This window comes from Sulfurimonas hongkongensis (assembly GCF_000445475.1).
Taxonomy (GTDB): Bacteria; Campylobacterota; Campylobacteria; order Campylobacterales; family Sulfurimonadaceae; genus Sulfurimonas; species Sulfurimonas hongkongensis.
Genome location: NZ_AUPZ01000023.1, coordinates 1 through 19,603, shown reverse-complemented (window position 1 = coordinate 19,603; position 19,603 = coordinate 1). Strand labels below are relative to the sequence as shown.

General features: G+C 31.0%; 20 protein-coding genes and 1 riboswitch. Of the genes, 2 read left to right on the top strand and 18 right to left on the bottom strand.

The annotated features are described in order from the left end of the window. Positions 1–169 precede the first annotated feature (169 nt). From M947_RS23140 to M947_RS23120, 6 genes are all read right to left on the bottom strand, one after another. Positions 170–1,114, bottom strand: a complete 945-nt coding sequence (locus M947_RS23140; RefSeq protein WP_021288570.1) for an HNH endonuclease — start codon at positions 1,112–1,114, stop codon at positions 170–172. Beyond that, positions 1,111–4,962, bottom strand: coding sequence for an AAA family ATPase (locus M947_RS23135; RefSeq protein ID WP_021288569.1), 3,852 nt, complete (start codon positions 4,960–4,962; stop codon positions 1,111–1,113). Before M947_RS23135 ends, M947_RS23140 begins: the two co-directional genes overlap by 4 nt. Before the next feature lie 516 nt (positions 4,963–5,478). Continuing rightward, positions 5,479–5,559, bottom strand: a complete 81-nt coding sequence (locus M947_RS23725) for a hypothetical protein (RefSeq protein WP_245541272.1) — start codon at positions 5,557–5,559, stop codon at positions 5,479–5,481. Between the two features lie 10 nt (positions 5,560–5,569). Then, positions 5,570–5,713: riboswitch (FMN riboswitch) on the bottom strand. A gap of 188 nt (positions 5,714–5,901) precedes the next feature. Continuing rightward, positions 5,902–6,264, bottom strand: a complete 363-nt coding sequence (locus M947_RS23130; RefSeq protein WP_021288566.1) for a type II toxin-antitoxin system PemK/MazF family toxin — start codon at positions 6,262–6,264, stop codon at positions 5,902–5,904. Further along, positions 6,254–6,508 carry a hypothetical protein gene (locus tag M947_RS23125; RefSeq protein ID WP_021288565.1) on the bottom strand — a complete coding sequence of 85 codons (255 nt, stop codon included), beginning with the start codon at positions 6,506–6,508 and terminating at the stop codon, positions 6,254–6,256. Before M947_RS23125 ends, M947_RS23130 begins: the two co-directional genes overlap by 11 nt. Positions 6,509–6,921: 413 nt before the next feature. Then, positions 6,922–7,293: a hypothetical protein gene (locus tag M947_RS23120; protein WP_021288563.1), complete on the bottom strand. Its 372-nt coding sequence runs from the start codon at positions 7,291–7,293 to the stop codon at positions 6,922–6,924. A 66-nt stretch (positions 7,294–7,359) separates the two neighbouring features. Here M947_RS23120 and M947_RS23115 point away from each other — a divergent pair, with 66 nt between their 5' ends. Next, positions 7,360–7,755 (top strand): rhodanese-like domain-containing protein, encoded by a 396-nt coding sequence (locus M947_RS23115; RefSeq protein WP_021288562.1) that lies wholly within the window; start codon positions 7,360–7,362, stop codon positions 7,753–7,755. 57 nt (positions 7,756–7,812) lie between these two features. Here the strand turns inward: M947_RS23115 and M947_RS23110 are convergent, their stop codons facing one another. Genes M947_RS23110 through M947_RS23095 form a run of 4 tightly spaced genes read right to left on the bottom strand, consistent with a single transcriptional unit; the run spans position 7,813 to position 12,705 of the window. Beyond that, positions 7,813–10,947 (bottom strand): efflux RND transporter permease subunit, encoded by a 3,135-nt coding sequence (locus M947_RS23110; RefSeq protein ID WP_021288561.1) that lies wholly within the window; start codon positions 10,945–10,947, stop codon positions 7,813–7,815. Positions 10,948–10,951: 4 nt separating this feature from the next. Next, the gene (locus M947_RS23105) at positions 10,952–11,392 is read right to left on the bottom strand and encodes a hypothetical protein (RefSeq protein ID WP_021288560.1); all 441 of its coding nucleotides are present in this window, start codon (positions 11,390–11,392) and stop codon (positions 10,952–10,954) included. A gap of 18 nt (positions 11,393–11,410) precedes the next feature. After that, on the bottom strand, positions 11,411–11,935 hold the full coding sequence (locus tag M947_RS23100) for a hypothetical protein (protein WP_021288559.1): 525 nt from the start codon (positions 11,933–11,935) through the stop codon (positions 11,411–11,413). Further along, positions 11,932–12,705, bottom strand: a complete 774-nt coding sequence (locus M947_RS23095; protein ID WP_021288558.1) for a hypothetical protein — start codon at positions 12,703–12,705, stop codon at positions 11,932–11,934. Before M947_RS23095 ends, M947_RS23100 begins: the two co-directional genes overlap by 4 nt. Before the next feature lie 88 nt (positions 12,706–12,793). On the opposite strand from M947_RS23095, the gene M947_RS23090 reads away from it, so the two are divergent. Continuing rightward, positions 12,794–13,504 carry a DUF445 domain-containing protein gene (locus tag M947_RS23090; RefSeq protein WP_021288557.1) on the top strand — a complete coding sequence of 237 codons (711 nt, stop codon included), beginning with the start codon at positions 12,794–12,796 and terminating at the stop codon, positions 13,502–13,504. Between the two features lie 161 nt (positions 13,505–13,665). On the opposite strand, the gene M947_RS23085 is transcribed toward M947_RS23090, so the two are convergent. The 8 genes from M947_RS23085 to M947_RS23055 form a co-directional block, all read right to left on the bottom strand. After that, the gene (locus M947_RS23085; protein WP_021288555.1) at positions 13,666–14,118 is read right to left on the bottom strand and encodes a phosphate-starvation-inducible PsiE family protein; all 453 of its coding nucleotides are present in this window, start codon (positions 14,116–14,118) and stop codon (positions 13,666–13,668) included. A 19-nt stretch (positions 14,119–14,137) separates the two neighbouring features. Beyond that, positions 14,138–14,809 (bottom strand): phosphate signaling complex PhoU family protein, encoded by a 672-nt coding sequence (locus tag M947_RS23080; protein ID WP_245541271.1) that lies wholly within the window; start codon positions 14,807–14,809, stop codon positions 14,138–14,140. Then, the gene (gene pstB / locus M947_RS23075; protein ID WP_021288553.1) at positions 14,806–15,573 is read right to left on the bottom strand and encodes a phosphate ABC transporter ATP-binding protein PstB; all 768 of its coding nucleotides are present in this window, start codon (positions 15,571–15,573) and stop codon (positions 14,806–14,808) included. The genes M947_RS23080 and pstB overlap by 4 nt, the downstream gene beginning before the upstream one ends. Before the next feature lie 11 nt (positions 15,574–15,584). After that, the gene (pstA, locus tag M947_RS23070) at positions 15,585–16,769 is read right to left on the bottom strand and encodes a phosphate ABC transporter permease PstA (RefSeq protein ID WP_021288552.1); all 1,185 of its coding nucleotides are present in this window, start codon (positions 16,767–16,769) and stop codon (positions 15,585–15,587) included. Beyond that, positions 16,766–17,695 (bottom strand): phosphate ABC transporter permease subunit PstC, encoded by a 930-nt coding sequence (gene pstC, locus M947_RS23065; RefSeq protein WP_021288551.1) that lies wholly within the window; start codon positions 17,693–17,695, stop codon positions 16,766–16,768. Before pstC ends, pstA begins: the two co-directional genes overlap by 4 nt. Before the next feature lie 10 nt (positions 17,696–17,705). After that, positions 17,706–18,761 (bottom strand): substrate-binding domain-containing protein, encoded by a 1,056-nt coding sequence (locus tag M947_RS23060; protein ID WP_021288550.1) that lies wholly within the window; start codon positions 18,759–18,761, stop codon positions 17,706–17,708. A gap of 88 nt (positions 18,762–18,849) precedes the next feature. After that, positions 18,850–19,227, bottom strand: coding sequence for a TlpA family protein disulfide reductase (locus tag M947_RS23310; protein ID WP_021288549.1), 378 nt, complete (start codon positions 19,225–19,227; stop codon positions 18,850–18,852). Positions 19,228–19,236: 9 nt separating this feature from the next. Beyond that, the gene (locus M947_RS23055) at positions 19,237–19,512 is read right to left on the bottom strand and encodes a cytochrome c biogenesis protein CcdA (protein ID WP_021288548.1); all 276 of its coding nucleotides are present in this window, start codon (positions 19,510–19,512) and stop codon (positions 19,237–19,239) included. Between the last annotated feature and the right edge of the window lie 91 nt (positions 19,513–19,603).

Below are 19,603 nucleotides of genomic sequence, written 5' to 3'. Positions count from 1 at the left end.
TTACTAAATGTAGCTGACACGAAATTTTAAACGGTCTCCTTTATGTTACTAAATGTAGCTGACACGAAATTTTAAACGGTCTCTTAAAGAGTCTTAGTTCTCTATTATTCTAGTTGTCTGCTTCTACTCTTTTATGCCTTAGGAAAAGTGGAGCAATAAAACAGTAATTTTAATATAGAATTTTGTTGGTAGAATTTTTTTTTATATTATTATATAAATCCTTTTTTAATTTCCTAAAAGGGGTTCTTTTATTTTCATTTTTATATTCGTAAAAAACCATATCCAAAATTTCATTTTGAGCTAAACTTGGACAACTTTTCATTAAGCCATATTGCTTAGACTTATTATACATTTTATACTTCACTTTAATATCATCAAGTATTTCATTATGTATCGCATATATTTCTTCAATTTTAAAGGTATTTAAATAGTTCTCTTTCTCTGTATATTTTTTTAAATCATTAGTATTTTCAATCATAATACCTTCTTGATCATAACTAAAAATAATCTCATCAAATAATCTGTATTCAATTGGATTTATATGTTTTTTAATGTAAAAATCCTCATCTCTTTTTAATCTTGAATTACATACTTGACAAGCTGGAATAAGATTTTCAATACTACAACCCAAAAATGGATAAAAAGCTTTTGGATAATAATGATCCAAATCAGGTTTTAATGTTTTATCATCCGTATATACTAGATTAATATAATTTTTTTCACAGTACGGACAGATATAAAGTTCATTTTCATCTTGTAGTTTTGCTCCAAAATAATCTCTTATTATCTCATATACTTTTATAAACTTTTTTAAAAATTTATTTTTTTCATCTTTAATGGCTCTTGCTGAATAATTTATGGGAGTTTGTTTAGGATATTTAAAATATTCAATTTCAAAATATTCATAATGCTTATTAAGTTTAGTGAAAAAATCATCTATCAGATTGTTAAACTCATCAAATTTTAAAAATATTAACTTTTCGCTTGGCTTGCAATCTTGATTAATATACCCATCTGGCAAAAAATTATCATATATACTTTGAATATATGATGTAGAGTCAGTCTTGTCGATTTTATCAATAATTTCTTTTTTTAAGTTATTACTGACAGTCACAACAATCCTTTGTATATATGGAGTAAATGTTTTCTTATAACCTCATCTCCTATAAGTTCTATATATAGATCTAATTTATCTATAATAAAATTATTTTTTTCATCTATTAAATAACTATATTTTCGATAAAGTATATCATTTTTTGCAAATATCTCTTTTAAAGACTTTAGTTTGTTTAACCTAATTGCAGCAAATAATTTTTCATCCTCTGCTTTCATCTCTTCTTCTGTTATATTCTCGTTTCTAACACTGTACCATTCTCCCAACAATCTTCTAAGTAAAAAAATATTTTCTAAATTAATTGCTTGGAAATAACTTAGTATTAATGAGATTGTTTTTATATACTCTTCTGAAAAACTACCTATTGAGTTCTCAACAAAAAAACCATCTTGAAATATATCAAACATGTTTGCACCAAATGTTTTTATAGTGGCATTATTATCTAAGAACAGCACATTTTTATTTACTACATCTGTAAGTATAAATGGCGAATGTGTAATAAAAATAATATTGACACCATAAATTTGACTTATATCGGCTTTACTTAGATTATGCAATAAAAAATTAAGATGTTGCCTTTGGTACTCTGGATGATAATACAGTTCTATCTCATCTAAGATGATGTTGACATATCTATATTTGTACGCTTGTTCTACGGATGAATTAATATTTTCTAAATGGTATATCAATGCATTTATAAACAGTATTCGCTGTTTTTCTCCAGAGCTTAGAGTATCAAAACTTATAAATTCTTTTGTTCTTTTTTTCTTTTTATCACCACCTAATAGTATTTCAACTTCATAAAAAGATGGTGGCGTTAATTGATGAAATGATTTTTCTTTGTTATTGGATAAAAAAATGTCTATTTCTTCTGATAATTTATTTATATTTATCTCAAAAATTTCTTTTTTCTCTAATAGATCATATTTTAAAAAATAAACAGCTCTTTTTAACTTGTGGGTTATATGACTATTATCATCGTGTAAAATAGTTACTAGTTCTTTTATATTTTCAAACTCTTTATACCTCTCATACCTCTCATAGCGGTACACAATAGTTACTGTTTTTTTTAAAATATACAGTTGTATTTTTCCTAAGAACGAGTGTTCCTTTATAGGCTTTTTAAAATCGAATTCAATTTTTTGAGAGATACTAAATTTTTCAAACAGCTGTAAAATGATTTCGTTATCTTTACTTATTTCACTATATTTTATTCTTATTTCATTGTTTTTATATATGATTTCTTCTGATACTTTTTTATTTTCATTTTGTACAATTTTCAGATAATTAAATGTAAATTTTAACTTTTTAGCAATACAATAATCCTTTGAATATCGAAGTTTTTGTAAACTATACTCTTTATTCTCATCCATTGGTTTTAAAAGATTCACTACTAGTCGTTGCTTTGCTAAAGCAGACTGTTTATTTATATCTATGTTCCCATCATTTCTAAATGGTTCTAACACTATTGGTGTCTGATAAGCATCATTTTTATGAAATATTTTGCCTATCCAATCTCCCATCAGTTTTTCGTTATTCGCATATATAGAGTAATTTATCCCTATTGTATAAAAAAACTGATTAAGATTAAACTCTTTGTACGGACTCCATGTTTCATCTTTTTCATTGTATTTCATAACTTCTAGTTGAGAATCTTCAAAAACTACTTTGTATATAACATCATGCTTAAATATCACTTCAAGATTTAAATCGATAATTTTATATTGATTCATCTCTTTAGTGGCATTTTGATTTATTGAAAGATTATAGATAAAACCAAACAATACTTCTGCTAATGTACTTTTTCCAGAACCATTTTTTCCAACAATAGCACAAATATTTATATAGTTATTACTAGTGCTATAAATATTTTGTAAAGCTTCTTTTTTTAAAATCTTATCGTCATTTATTTCATACATATTATTAAGTTTATAGTAATGATTTTCTACTAAATTTTTAGTATATTTCTCATCACTATTTTTTAATACCTTAATAGCTATTAGCTCAAATTCATTTTTCTCAAGTTTTAATTCTTGTAAATTATCGTTATCATTTTTTAAATAACTATCTAATTCCTCTTTTTCATATTTGGATAATGTAGCTTGATATTCACCGCTCCAACCTATTTTTGATAAACTTATGTACAGTAGTTGTGATTTTTTAGTTAATAGCTTTTCATAGTTACTATAACTTTGTGGCAACTCTTTTATTTTGTTATTGTTCTCAAGTAAAGAGAAAGTATTTTTATCAAGCGAAATATAACTAAGAGGTCTAATCCAAAACATAAATATTGTAAAAGATGTTATATCTATACCGTAAAGAGTTTTAATTTTTTGAAAATCTACTTCTTTAGCATTTATTAAATTGAAAAACATGTCCCATAAAATATTTTGGTCATCTTTATTTCTTTGAGATAATATATGTACAGCCATAGGTGTTGGACAACCTACAAAATCTATACCAAATTTTTCTATACTATCAATGATTTTACTTAAATTTATTTTAGTAATACTACTCATAAAACTGAGTTCTTTTTCAAAAGTTTTTAAGAGTGCCAGAATTCTTTTTAGTCTCGTTGTTTCTTTTTGATTGGCTGAATTAAAACTGACAAATAGATGAATTGGATCTACACTTTTTAAGTCTTGAAAATCATCTATCCAGCTGTTATTTTCTTTAAACATATTGCTATTACTTAGTAGATTATAAAGCTTTTCTCCGAATGATTCATTATTTGGAAATTCATTGAAAGAAGTGTGTATCACATTTTTAGAGTAAAAATAAAGTATATCAGCAACTACTTTATATAAATAATACCATTTTATTCTAAAGTGATACTCTCTAGAACTAAGATTATCTTCTCTTAAAGTATCATATGAAATATTAATATTTTCAGAAACTAAATCAGTAAAAACTAATATATCACTTGACATATCAGAAAAATCAAATCGTAATAGTTGCAGTATATATTCGTTATCTGTGTATAATGTTTTATCATCTTCCAGTAACATAAACTTTGTTTGTAGTTTATTTGAGAGCTCTTTTGCTAATTCCTCTAGTCTAAAATTATTTTCTTGGTTTTCATAGAGAATGTAATCATTTGTCTCTTTTTTTAAAAGCTTTGTTTTATCAATTGTTTTGTTACTTTTTTTGTCAAGTTCTTTTATAATCTTTGCTAATTCTTCTTCCTCTTTAGCTTGAACATTAGAAGTTTTAAACTCTATATAATCTTCAGGATACCATCCATAGCCATGAGCTTTATCAATAAAATCATTAAAACTCAACTCTCCCTGTTTAAACTTTTTTAATTTTTCAAAAAAATTTTCAGGGCAAACATAACCTGCGACATGCCCAATAAAATGATGTTTATTTAAACATAAAAGAAGTTTTTTCAACTCCCACCTGCATCTCCAGTAACCCCATCTACATCCGCTTGTTTCAAATGTTTCATATCTGGATATAATTTTATTATTAAAAGAGAGAGTATACTCAGCAACAATTTCAAAATGATTATCATCTTCTTTTTCATCAATTTCTTTATTTGGTTGTCTCTGTGTTATGATATATAACTGACTAGGATATTTACTTAAAATTTCATCGCAAAAGAAATTATATCGTTTATAAAACCCGGACTCTTCCTTAATAATATACTCACTATTTTCATAAAACCAATCTCTATTGATTTTTAACTCTTTAGCGATGAAATCTAAAAGCTTTTCATCTACTTTTTCTAAAAAACTTTTTTCATCTTGAATATCAGCATAAGTAATCTTGAAATCTTTTAAAAATAATGGTATTTCTTCTTGATTAATATTGAAAAATTGAAATAATTTTTTGATTTTTTTATACAAATTTATTCCTAATTATGTTTTTATGCAAACAACTATCTTATTTCTCTTCTAAAACTTGTTATGCACTTTAGCATTTAACAGTCCATTCGCTGATTTTTGAAACTCATAATTAATTTTAATATTTTTAGTTTCAAAAGCTTCGTTTTTTAGCATCTCTTAAGATTGGCTCTAAATATTTTGACTTCTTGATTTAATACCTTTATCTTCTTCAATCTTTTTTAGTGTAAATGTTACTGCATAATATAGTGGTTTTGGTGTATCAATTATATTTACCATTATTGATAGTTTCTTTTTGTACATAACGTTTAACTCTGTCCAATAAATAACCACTAGAACATTTATTGACTACGAGATTTTATTATCTCTTCGATAGTTAATTATATCTTCTACACTAATAATAGGCATAGCGTATTTTATAGAAAACTGTCTAATATCATCTTCTTTTGCCATTGTTCCATTGTGATTTGTTATCCTGAACCATCATTGGAAGTTGAAGTTCATCAACTTTTTGTTTAGTTAAACATAAAAAACTATCCCGCTACACTCTCTTATTAAAAGTGCCATTTGTTCTTTTGTTAAATTTTGCGCAGAAAAAATTATATCTGCTTCATTTTCTCTTCCATCCAGACTTTAACTGTTGGTTTTGGATTTACACCAAATCTGCTGACCTTTATAAAATAAAGCGCTCGTGGACTTCTATTTTTCAATAGTTACCACCAGTAAGGAATTTCACATTGCCCTGAGAAATAAATTTGAATAATTTTATCTAAATTATTATTAGTTGAGAATTAGGAAGATAATTATTTATTAAAAGAAATTTTATATAAAACAATCTTAAATAACTTGATTAGTGCTACATGAGAAATTTTAATAAAATAGTTTGCTTTTTACAAAAAAATTAGCAAAACAGTTCCTTGCATTCAATTTCGTGATTTCATTTTACATCATTATCTCATAAGCAGGATTAAATGTTTTTAGCACTGTGCTATGTATTTTGAAAATTGTGTTTTGCGGTAAAGTTCCTAGTTTTTTTATAAATCTGTCTTGAGAAAAGCTTTTTACTTGAAAGCACTCAATGCCAGAGAGTTTAGATAAGCCATTTTGAGCATTATTTTCTATTTTGATAATCCAAGGATAATCTTTGTAATACTCTTTGTATTTGGTAATAGGTACAATTATCCTAAGTCCAAATCTACCAAGCACATCATCATTTATCACAACGGCAGGTCTTGCTTTTTGTATCTCACTTCCAACACTAGGATCAAAATTTACAAGCCAAATTTCACCTTGATTAATACTCATAAAAATTCACTCCACTATCTGCCATATTTTTACACTCAGACATATACTCTTTGTTTTGTGAAGCTTTACTAGCTCCTTGTTCCCATTTTTTTAACTCTTGTCTTTTAACATATTCTGTTATGGCATTTTTATATATAGTGTTTAGCGATACTTTAAGCTCTTCCTTTAACTTAACTACATCTTTTTTTAATTCTGATGGTATATTAAAGGTAACTTTTTCAACAGTTTTATTTGAACCTGTCATTTTACACTCCTAAAAATATGTTACTATTTGCCATAATTATAACATAGTTTTTTATGCTTATAATAATCTTATGAAGTTACTCCAAACCTCAAACTTGCTTAGGGCTTTTAGGTTTGAAGGTAGGATTAGCCTCGAACAAGTTAGATAATCTAAAGAACACATAACCAGTTCATTACTCATAACATGCATTCCGATTTAGAAGGAGTAGAACAAGGAAGATTCCATATATAGGAAATTTCTAGCTTTGGATGTATGTTATAATTTATCTGCAAAATGATAGAGGATTTCTTATGACTAAGCTTAAAGTTTTAGAGTATTTCAAAAGAAAAAAAATATTTACTCTCTTAAAGTGGATATTTATTCACAGAGATAAAGGTATAGTTTACTAGATACAATGCTTGTGGTGTCTTAATCTATTCCCACTCATCATACTTAGAATTTATATGTTTGTCTTTTTTATATCTTCTGGCATTTTTATTTTTGTCTAGTTGATTTGAACTGTAGAGTATCTCACTTTTTATCTCATCCATCTCTCTTTGAGTATCTTTGTATGAGATAATTTTTGTTACTAACTTTTGCAAATCTTGTAAATCACCTTTATAAAGATCTATAACTTGGACTCGCTTTAAGATTTTTGAAGCGTTATCTATTTTTTTATTAAAACCCTCATGAGTTAGCTCTTTTGTGTTTGACAAGTAAGAGATGATACTTTTATGAAACCGCTCCAAAGCTCTTATATATCTTAGTCTATTTGAATTTTCTATAGTTTTTTTAGATGCTGACATACTCTACCTAATATTTATTTATGCTTGTTATAATTATACAATTAATTTCTACTCACTGGAGAAAACTTGAACAAAACTCTTCTTTTACTGCTTATCTTAACTGCCTCACTCTTTGGAGAACTCATACACGAGTACCCATCACAAAAGATATTTAACTCTAAAATCCCCATTATTGATATCAGAACGCCTGATGAGTGGAGAGAAACTGGACTTGCAAAAGGTGCTATCCCTATCATGTTTTTCAATGAGAGAGGTGATTACAATGTAAAAGCTTTTTTAGATGATTTAAATAAAAAAGTTGATACAAAAAAGCCTTTTGCTATCATTTGTAGAGTCGGAAGTAGAACTAGGATTGTTGGAGATTTTTTATCCAAAGAGTTGGGTTATGATGTTATCAACCTACTAGGAGGGATGATGTTTTTAAAAGCTAAAAATTTACCAACAGTTCCATATGACAGATAATGGGCTTTTTAAAATTTCTTTTTCATTTTAGTATCAGAATCATTGTAGTCTTTGGTGCTATTGGGCTTTTTGTATTTTTGTTATGGGGTGTTTTGTATCTTTTATTTTTGAGATAGGTTCTATCTTGTTGACCAAAGCATAAAGTGTTGGCAGATACATTAGATTTAAAAAAGTTCCCCACATAAGTCCAAAACCTATAGAGACAGCGATAGGTTGAAGAATAACTGCTTGACCACTTGCGTAAAATATCAAAGAAAAAAGACCTAAAAATGTTGTTACAGAAGTTATAACAATAGGGCGAAGTCTTTGCTTAGCGCGCTTAAAAAACTCCTCTGCTTTACGAGTTCCATGTAAAAAATCTAGCATAATGATGCCATCATTTATAACAACTCCAGCGAGTCCTAACAAGCCTATAATAGTTGGCATCGTGATGTTTATACCTAAGAGTTTATGCCCAACTAGTGCTCCCAAGATAGACAGAGGAATAACACTCATAACCATAAGTACATATTTTATTTTTGAGAAAATCAGTAAAAGAGTTAAAAAGATTAAAAACATCGCTAAACCCACAGCTGATTTCATATCAGCTCCCATCTCGTTTTTCTTCTCTTTTTCCCCTAAAAGTTCAACTTCTATGCCAGAGTCACTTATCTCATCTATGGTATCTTGCAGTTTATCCAATATCTCTGTTGGAGTGATTATTCGCTTATCTACACTAGCAAAAAGAGTTTTTACTATGTTGCCATTTAGTTTGTCAATCTTTTCATAATCTCTAACCTCAACAATGCTCGCTATATCTGTTAGTTTTACAAATCTACCATCGCCTATGGCTACACTAAAGTCAAGAAGTCTTTGAATATCGTCTTTATTTGCATCCTTAGTTTTTATCTCCATAACTCCGCGTTCATTAAATGTTGTGGCCTGTTTTTTTTCTAAAAAGTAAGTGCTTAAAACTCTGGCAATTGACGCTTCACTTTGGCCTAAACTCTCTCCATAAGAGTTTATCTTGATTTTATACTCCATCTTTCCGTATTTGATATTGTTGCTATAGTTTTTGATGCCCTCAAGTGTCGATATCTCCCTCTCAAGCTTTCTTATCGCTGCTTCAAGTTTTGCATCATTACTTCCAGAGAGATTTATCTGTATATCACTTCTTATAAGCCCCGCTTTATCTTCCATAACTCCAAGTTCTACCATATTGTACTTCTCTTTAAATGGCATTACTAGTTCTTTAGCACGAGGTGAGAGTTCAAAAGTTTGTTTTTGCCTTCTTTTATCAGGGTTGTTAAAGTCAAAACTAAAGTTTAAAACAGGATTTACATACTTGTTTATCCAGTCAGTATCCTCTCTATCGTAAAGTTCCATAGTTATGTAAAAGACGCTGTTATTTCTTTGAGTATCTCCAGATAAACTTCTTCTATATCCAGTAGTTGATGAGATTGCTTTGAGGGCAAACTCATCAGAGTGAAGAAGAAGAGTCTCTTGTATCTCTTTTGCAATTTTATAAGTATCTTCAAGAGGTGTATTTATATCCATCTTTCCAGATATGTAGAGATTGTTCCCATCAAAGTTTGGAAAAAACTGAAATCTCATTGAGCTTGCAGTAAGATATGTAGCTAAGGGAATTATGATTAGAAAAAGAGTTAAAAAGGTTTTTTTATACTCTATAAAGTAAGACAAGACTCTAGCATAGAGGTTTTGAAAAGGCGTCCAGTCTAAAAAATTATTACTTTTTCTAAGTATCTCTTGAGCGTGAAGAGGCAAAAAGAAAAAACTCTCTATAAGTGAACCTAACAAAATCATTATAACAACTATAGGGATAAGCACAAAAAACAGAGCAATTTCTCCATGCAACATAAAAATAGGTAAAAATGCCATTACTGTAGATATAGTTGCTAGTGTAACAGGTAGTAACATCTCTTTTACGCCTAAGATAGACGCTTCATAATTGTCCATACCCTCGTCTATATGTCTTTGAATATTTTCACCAACTACAATAGCATCATCAACCACTATACCGATAACTATCAAAGCACCTAAAAGTGAGACGATATTTATAGAGTAACCCATATGGTAGATAAAAAGAAGTCCGATGATAAAGGAGAAAGGAATACCCATGGCCACAACAATAGCTACTCTTATGTTTATAAGTACCCACATAGAGATAAAAACCAAACAAAGCCCTAGCATCAAGTTTGATATAACAGTGTTTAATCTCTCTTTTACAACTTTAGAAGAGTCCCTAAAGAAGTTAAATGTGATCTCAGGATATTGCTTTTGCAATGTTTTAGCATACTCTCTTAGCTCTTTTGAGAGAGCTATAGAGTTGCCCTCCTCTTCTTTTGAGATAACTAGATTTAGAGTCTGCTTATTGTTAAAAGATGCCAATGTTTCAGTTTGTGGATACTCAATAGCTACCTTTGCGATATCGCCAAGTTTTATATACTTTGAGTCGATATTTAAAATGCTCTCTTGCCATTCATTTATATCTGCTTTTCCGTGCACGGTTGAGATATAAACAAAGTTCCCTCTTTGTTCTATATCTCCAATGGGAAAGGTGTAAGATAGGTTTGAGATAGCCTCTAAAACACTAGCGTGCCTTAAATCATAAGCCAAAAGAGCTTCAGAGTTTATACTTATAGATATCTCTTCTTTTGAGTCTCCTCGAATAAGTATCTCACTAATATGCTTCATCCGAGAAATTTTTATCTTTATCTCTTTAGCTATCTCGGTTAGCTCGCCTTTTGTAACGCTGTCTGAGGATAGGGAGAGGTTTATAAGAGATCTAGACCTCTCTAATAGTCTAGCTACTGGCTCATTCATATCTGATGGCAAATACTGCCTTATTGAAGTTATGGAGTCTTTTACGCGGGATAACAAGTTTACTTTATTCGTATTTTCATTGAGTGTTAGAATGATTACAAAAGCACCAGGGGTTATAACAGTTTCTGTTTTATCAATCCCATTTATATTGCTAAGTTCTTCTTCAATATCCCGGACTGCCATCTTATCCATAACACTGGCACTAGCACCACTATAGGAACCACGAACACTTATCTGGTCAAGTTCTACATTTGGAAAAATCTCTTTTGGGATATTTATATAAGCATTGATTCCCATAATTATCAAAAAAACAAGCAACATATAGTTTAGTCGCTTGTTTTGTATAAAGTATCGTATAAAATTTATCATTATTTTACAAAAGTGACTTTATGACGTTACTAACACCTTGATGCAAATTATAAGTTGGTATAGGAAAATCTAGTTGCTCATTTTCTAAGTTTACATTATTAGCACTCAGATAAGATGCGAGTTTACTTAAGTCTATCTCCGTTTTACTCTCATCTGTAGCCCTGTTTGTTCTTTGAATTTTAAAAGCAAGAGATTTCAAACTTACAAAGTCACTCCATCTAAAAAAAAGTTCTGGAGTTAGCTCCTCAACCATTTCGCCCTCAGGGCTGAAGAGTTTTTTCTCATCTCTTAAAACTACAAGTACACTAAGTATTGCGTCACTAAATGGTACAACTCTACTAGCCCAAAAATCAGGCTCATTTTTTGTTTTTAACTCGTTTGCAAGATAGGCTGTTATCTCATCAACTGTGGCACTTTTAAAAAGTTCATAACTCTCTTGTTTCATCTTATATTCCTGTTTATTTTAGTATCGTTGTATAGCTAAATCATTAATACTTTTGTTTTGTATAGTCTCTTGTCTTGGTGTATCTGCTAGATTATCATACTTATTTATCGCCTCTTTTATCTTTCTCTCTAACGCATTTGGCTCTTGATATGTGATGTTTAGTATAAACTCTCTACCGCCAAGATAGTTCATAACCCAAAGCTCTTTATCAGAGGGATTAAAAGTTTTTCGCACATTAATTGCCGCCATCAACTCTCTTATATCTTCACCTGTGCTTTTGGAGTCATTTGAGACTGTTGTATAGATTTCATACATCAAAGAGCTTATCTTTTGGGCTTCTACATCACTTTGTGGTTTTTCATCTAACATTGCTAAGAGTTTTGAGATTTTTTTTAAGTACTTATATTGTGGTTTTAAACCCTCAAGCAGTACCGCTCTAGCTGAACCAAACTTCTCTAGAGCTTCTAGTACTATCTCAAAACTACTCTCATCTGTGCTTAAATCGTACTCATTTACTATTAGTTTTGCTTCTTTTATACTCATTTTATAAATCCAGCTTCTCTTAATTTTTCTATAATCTCAGCGTCATCCATACCCTGCTTTTTATAGATATTTGCCCATGTTTGAGCCTCTTCATTAAACTCTAGAGCTTCTTTTGAGTGCATCGCTTGATGCTCTAGTGTGTTGTAATGCTCTATAAGTTTTGCTATATTCATGATATAGTCTCTATGAAATGCTGCTTTTGGGTTGTTAGAAAAAAGCCATCTAATGGCATCGTAAAACATCTCCGGAGTTCTGTTTGTCTCCTTTAGATGCAGTCTTAACATATACTCTGCGTCCATATTTCTATACTCTTTTCTTATAAAATTTCTTTGAAGTTTTTTTCTCTCTTGGTCAAAAAAGGCTACAACTCTTTTAATTTTTAAGTTAAATTCATCACTATTTGCATCTACTGTTTTTGTTTTTTTAACTATTGCATTTTTATCTTCTTGGGCAAAAAGAGCTTCAAGTGAGTCAACATCATAGTTTTTATTTAAATTTGCAAAGTATGGCTTTAACTTCTCTGAGATAAAAACTCGGTAAAAATCATTTTGTACTTCTAGAGTTGTAAAATAGCTTGTAAAAAAAACAGAGTCTTTTTCTTTTACTTCTAAAGTCTTAGATAAAAACTCACCAAAATCAAGCTTAGATGTAAAGTCTCTTTTGTTGATGATATAACATTTAAACTTAGCATCGCTTATCTCGACTTGTGAGATAACTTGAGCTAAAAATCTCGCCTCAGCTCGGTTTAGTTTTTGTATAAATGTGTACATGAAACCCCATATCTACTATTTTTTAGCTAAAACCTATAACTAATCTCATTTTTAGTATAATTCCACTTTTACAATTAAAGGAGAAATATTGAAGATTAGTAAAAGTTTTTTAACTCATTTTATAGCCGTGATTTTAGCAGTTTTATCTTTTGTAGTAGCTGATAAATATAGCTCGCTACTTCTTTTAACCTCTCTTTTTGCTCTCTCAGGAGCGATAACAAATCAACTAGCTATCCACATGCTTTTTGAGAGAGTTCCATTTCTTTATGGCTCTGGTGTTATTCCCGCAAGATTTGAAGCTTTTAAAACCTCTATAAAAGAGCTTATGATGAGTGAGTTTTTCACAAAAGAGCAGCTAAATAGCTTCTTTAAAAATGAAGAAAAAAAGATAAATTTAGAGCCTATCATCAAAGAGACAGATTTTTCCCTAGCCTTTGACGCTCTTTCTAAAACAGTAATGGAGTCATCTTTTGGCGGTATGCTTGGAATGTTTGGAGGAGAAAAAGCACTTGAATCTCTTCGTGAACCATTCTCAAGCAAGATGCAAAGTGCAGTCTCTAAAATAGTAGCATCTGATGCCTTTAATCAAACACTTCAAAACCATATGCAAAATTCCAGCCTAAGTGATGATATGTTAATCTCAATAGAGCAAGTCATAGATGCCAGACTAGATGAGCTAACACCACAAATAGTAAAAGAGATAGTTCAAAAACTAATCAAAGAGCACCTTGATTGGCTAGTTGTTTGGGGAGGCGTTTTTGGTGGACTCATAGGTTCTCTAAGCTCACTGATAATCTAATCTAGCTTTTCACTTCCACCAACTGGGCAAAACTTGTCTGAGCCCCTCGTCGGAACCTCGAACTTGTTCGAGGCTAGTGTTACTTTTAAGCCTAAAAGCCCCGAACAAGTTCGAGGTTCCAAAAAATGCACAACTACAGCCATCTTAAAAATGCTTTATTTCTAAGACTGCTCTCTTCCATCATCATTTGTACTTAAAACTTTTTTACTCACTTTGTTAGCATCATGTTTGCTACGCTTTTTTTTAGATAAGCTTATAACTCCTGGTGAAAACTTAATAGCAAGAATTCTAAAAATAAAAAATATAGAGATAACAAATAGTAAAAATACTATATCAAAGTAATCTCTATTTTTATCTGTACTTAAAATGATGACATCTCTAATTAGAAATATAATAAAAATATCAATCACAAATCGAAGTCGCAGAGTCTCTTTTTTTATAAAATCAGAGACCATTTTTACAATCTCCATAATAACAATAAACTCTAGCATAAGAATAATTGCCTTATAAAATTCAACTCCCATTGCTATTATTATCAAAAAGATAAGAGTTGCTGCTAAGACTTCAAAATTTGTGCTAAAGTATTTTTTTATTTTCTTTATTGCTTTATTCATATCTAGGTATTAAATACAACTATGATTGTACGATATCTCCTCCAACTTGGGCAAACTGCAGTAATTTTGCTATTGATACTGCTCTATCGGCTATCTTTTCAAGTCTTCTTAGTGCACTTAACATATCAAAATACTCTTTTGATAAATCAAGATTTTGTGAGATAAGCTTTAAAATATTTTTCTCAATCATTAAGTACAAATCATCAGTTTTACTCTCCTCAACAATCACTCTATGATATTTCTCTTCTATATGCTTTGCATCTACTTCATCTATAATTGAAATAGACGTTTGCAGAGACAATAGAGCAGACTTGAGTAAGGGAATGGCATACTCTAAAATCATCTTTGTATTTAAATCATCACTATAAGATTTTTTAAATTTTTTTGCAAAATCTTTTGCGTTTGAGCCAGTTCTAACTAATTCATTTGTAATCTTTAAAAAAGCAACAAGCTGTCTCAAGTCTTTTGCTTCTGGTGAATACAGAGCTAGAGTGTTTACTATTAAATTATCAATTTCATTTGATTTGACTTGCAACTTTTTTTCAGTTATTTCTATATTTTTCAAATCATTAATATTCTCTTCTTTTAATGCCTTTAAGCATACCTCCAATGATTCAACAACATCAGTTGCAACTCTGAAGATTTCATCTTCTATATTTTTCAATTTTTCCTTATACGTTTTTAACATCATCCAAATCTCCCTGTAATATAATCTTCTGTTTTTTTATTGTGTGGATTTATAAAAATAGTCTCTGTCTCATCATATTCGATGAGCTCTCCTAAGTGAAAAAATGCTGTATAGTCTGCTACGCGCGCAGCTTGCTGCATGTTGTGAGTAACAATTACAATTGTGTAATCCTTTTTTAACTCAAGCATTAAAGCTTCTATCTTTTGTGTACTAATTGGGTCAAGTGCCGAAGTCGGTTCGTCCATTAAGATAACTTCTGGACTAATTGCAATCGTTCTAGCGATGCAGAGCCTTTGCTGTTGCCCTCCTGAGAGTGAAGTTCCAGGAGTTTTGAGTTTATCTTTTACCTCATCCCATAACCCAGATTTTTTTAGTGAACTCTCAACTAACTCATCGCACTCTCTTCCTTTTTTTACTATGCCATGCTTTAGAGGAGCATAAGCCACATTGTCATAGATGGATTTAGCAAATGGATTTGGTTGTTGAAAAACCATTCCTATCTTTTTTCTAACACTTACCTCATCCACATCTTTATCATAAATATTTTTACCATCTATAGTGATAGAACCATCAGTTTTTACTATTGGTATAAGCTCATTCATCCTATTTATGCATCTTAAAAATGTAGATTTTCCACATCCTGATGGTCCTATGAGTGCTGTAATTTTGTTTTTATAAAGAGAAGCATTTATATTATAAAGAGCTTGATTATCCCCATAAAATAGGTTTAAATTTTTGATATTAATTTTACTTGTGTTTTCTTTCATTTTATTCCTCTTTATAGTTTAACTTCTAATTTTTTTCGCAAATAAATTGCAACTATATTTAGTGAGATTAGTATACTTAGCAAAACCATAATTCCCGCAGCAGTTTTTTCTATATACATTCCCTCTGGCATTCCTGCCCAAGTAAAGAGTTGTGCGGGCATAACAGTTGCCGCCTCGGTCACCATAGTTGGAGCATCTGGGATAAAAGCTATCATGCCTATAATAATAAGAGGAGCAGTCTCTCCCATAGCTTGTGCTAAACCGATAATAGAACCCGTTAAAACTCCAGGAAATGCAAGTGGTAAAACATGGTCTTTTGTAACTTGAATCTTGTTAAGTCCTAAGCCATATCCAGCTTGCCTGATGCTATCAGGAACGGCTCTTAGAGCTGCTCTTGAGCTAACGATTATAATAGGTAGAGTCATAAGTGCGAGAGTCAATCCTCCAACAAGTGGCGAGCTTCTTGGCATCCCAAATAGATTTATAAATATAGCAAGACCTAAAAGACCAAAAAGTATGGAAGGAATTGCTGCGAGATTATTGATGTTTATCTCTATAAATCTAGTGAGTTTATTATCATCTGCAAACTCTTCAAGGTAGATGGCTGTCATAACTCCAATAGGAAAGGCAACAAGCATCGTAATTATTAAAGTCAAAACTGAACCTACCATTGCCGAGAAAAACCCTGCATACTCAGGAATTTTGGAGTCGCCATTTGTAAAAAAAACAGTGTTGAACTTTCTTTGAATCAAGTTTTGTGCATATAGCTCATCAACAATCACTCTGTTTTTATCTTTTAATTTATGGTGATGTCCTTTTAAGTACTGATCAACTTGGTCATCAGCTAAAACCCAAATACTCTGTATAGTGTTCATTAGCTGTGGATTTTGCCGTACTTGATTTGGAATCTCTCTAAGCCATGCTCTTGATACTATTTTTCTATATTTTTTCTCAACTGCAAGCCTACTGTCCTCAACTGACTTTTCATTGTAAGCGACATCGATTTTTATATAAGCCACACTAAAAGCTGGGATACCTTTTCCTACAATATCAAAAAGGAAAAATATTAAAAATGCAATAGAAAAAATCAAAGAAGTTAGAGTAAACTTTTTAAATCTTTTTGCACTTGTATGTCGTGCTTTTAATGTTGAATCATAAAATGGATTGTGCTGTTTGGTCTTCTGTTTTTTTCTCATAATGTGTTCACTTTATATTTTTCTTTAAACGCTCTTATAAGAGAGAGTGAAATCATATTTAGAATCAAAGTAACAATAAAAAGCATTAGTCCTAGTGCGAACGCTGAGAGAGTCTCAGGAGAGTTAAACTCAAAATCTCCCACTAGTGAATTTACAATGGTTACAGTAACTGTTGTCATGTCTTCTAGAGGATTGATTGAAAGGTTTGGACGAAGTCCCGCTGCCATCACAACTATCATCGTCTCTCCCAAAGCTTTTGAGAGACCTAAAAGCGAAGCTGATATGATTCCAGGCATGGCTGATGGCAAAACTATGTTTTTTATCACTTCTGCTTGTGTCATCCCAAGAGCAGAGGCAGCCCTTCTCTGAGAAGCAGGAACTGCACGAATCACATCATCACTCAAAGATGAAATAACAGGGATAATCATAATCCCCATCACAACACCAGATGCAAGAGCCGAGTTAAAAGTAGCTTCTAATCCTAAAAACCCAGCTATTTGTACCACTAAAGGTGCAACTGTAATCGCTGCAAAAAACCCATATACAACTGTTGGAATTCCTGCTAGTATCTCAAGAACTGGTTTTAGATAGTCTCTTAGCGAAGAGCTGGCATATTCACTCATATATATAGCACTTCCAAGACCAATAGGAACAGCAACACTAAGTGCGATAATTGTGATAACAAAGGTACCTGTAAAAATTGCTAAAGCACCAAATTGACTTCCCTCAACTCCAGGGCTCCAAATGGTTCCTGTAATAAAGTACCAAAAGCTTCTGAGCTTAAAAAACTCTATAGCTTCAAAAACAATCGAAAAAAGAATCCCAAAAGTAGTTAAGATGGAGATAATCGCAGCACTAATTAAAGCTAACTTAATTAGTTTTTCCTGTAACTCTCTTTGTTTGTTTCTTGATTTAAAAGTGCTCAATACTTTTCTCTTATTTTTTTAACTCTTCTAGAGTTAGCTTTTGGCTACTCAAAACTTTGTTTCTAGCTTCATCTCTTATATCTTGTGCCAAAGGGATGAGTCCGAGTTCAGTTAAAATCCCATCATCTGCTATCATTTTTTTAGACATAAAGAGTTTTGTATACTCTTTTAAAGCAGGTACATCTTTTGAATGGTCGTTTTTGATGTAAAAGTACATGGATCTTGCAATTGGATATGTCCCCAAAGAGATAGTCTTTGCTGTTGGAAGTGTGTTATCGACACTAAGTCCTACAACTTTATCTCTGTTTTCTTCTAAAAACGAATATCCAAAGATACCAATAGCAGCTCTATTTTTTGTAAGTTTTTGCACAATTAGATTGTCGTTTTCACCTGACTCAACATAGACGCCATCAGTTCTTATCACTGAATATTTTTTATACTTCTTATTTGCTTTTTCATCTTTTTTATAAAGGTCTGTATAGACAGGCATTTTTTTAAAGATTGATTGTAGTACCAACTCTTCAAAAGAGTCTCTTGTTCCTGAGGATTTTGGTGGTCCGTAGACAATGATTTCTCTCTCTGGCAGAGATGCATCAATCTCAGAGTATTTTTTATATGGATTTGGAATTAGAGATTTTTTATCTGCTGATGGGACTTCCGCAGCAACTGCTAGGGCTAGTTGCTCTTTTGTTATATTAAAACTCTCTACTTGTGATGATTGTGCAATGGCGATGCCATCAAAGCCAATGAGTGCTTCTGTAATGTCAGTTACACCATTTTTTTTACACATCTTGAACTCTTTTGCTTTCATTCTTCTTGATGCGTTTGAGATATCTGGAGTGTTTAAATCAACTCCGGCACAAAAGAGCTTCATACCACCGCCAGTTCCTGTTGATTCTACAACTGGGGTAGGATATTTTGATATGACACCAAACTCTTCAGCAACCAAAGATGAAAAAGGATAAACAGTAGAAGAGCCTACGATTTTGACCTGCTCTCTTGCTGATAAAGCTGTTGTTAATAATGCACCTGCAATTAAGCCCATTGATATTTTTCTAAAAGTCATTTCTCTCTCCATAAATTTTTTATGTTGAAAGTTTAATGACTCTTGATTACGATCTGATTACATTTAAAAATAACTCAAGGGGATATTCTTAAAAACTAAATTTATCAAATAAGCCAGTAAGCTCTGAAGCACTCAACACCCCAATATTTCTATAAACCTCTTTACCATTTTTATCAAAAATAATTTGAGTCGGTATCATTCTAACTTTCAAGTCAAAAGCAGCTTGTCGCTCTTTTTTGACATTTATAAAATGGATATTATACTCAGGATGTTTTTGTGTGATTTTATAAAGCATACCACTCATAATTTGACAACTATTACAACTATCTGAGCCAACTTCTAAAAAATATGCCTTACCCTTTCCTATGCTCTGTTTAACATACTTGTATTGACTCTCTTTTAACATATGCTCTTGTGCAAAGGCCTCAAAAGTAAAAAACATCAATATTGCTATAAATAATTTCATTTTTTTCTCCTAAAATTGTAAATAAGCTTGCCATATAAAATAAGCACCTATGCCTATTAGTATAAGAGCAAAACCTTTGTTGATATAGTTTGAAGCTTTGGCAATTGCTTGATTTGAGGTGATACTTTGAGTAAAGCCCACAGAGACTCCAGCCACTAAAAGTAACATAGAGTGACCAAGTGCAAATGTTAAGATAAGTCCATAAGCATAGATATATCCACTATTTGCAGCAACTGTTATGATAGCAATAAGAGGAGCTGAAGCACATGGAGTACTTACTGTCAAACGCAGAGGTAAAATACACCAGTAACGCAGATTAAAAATGTACCACTTTATTTGCAGATTAAAAATGTACCACTTTATTTAAAGAAGATAC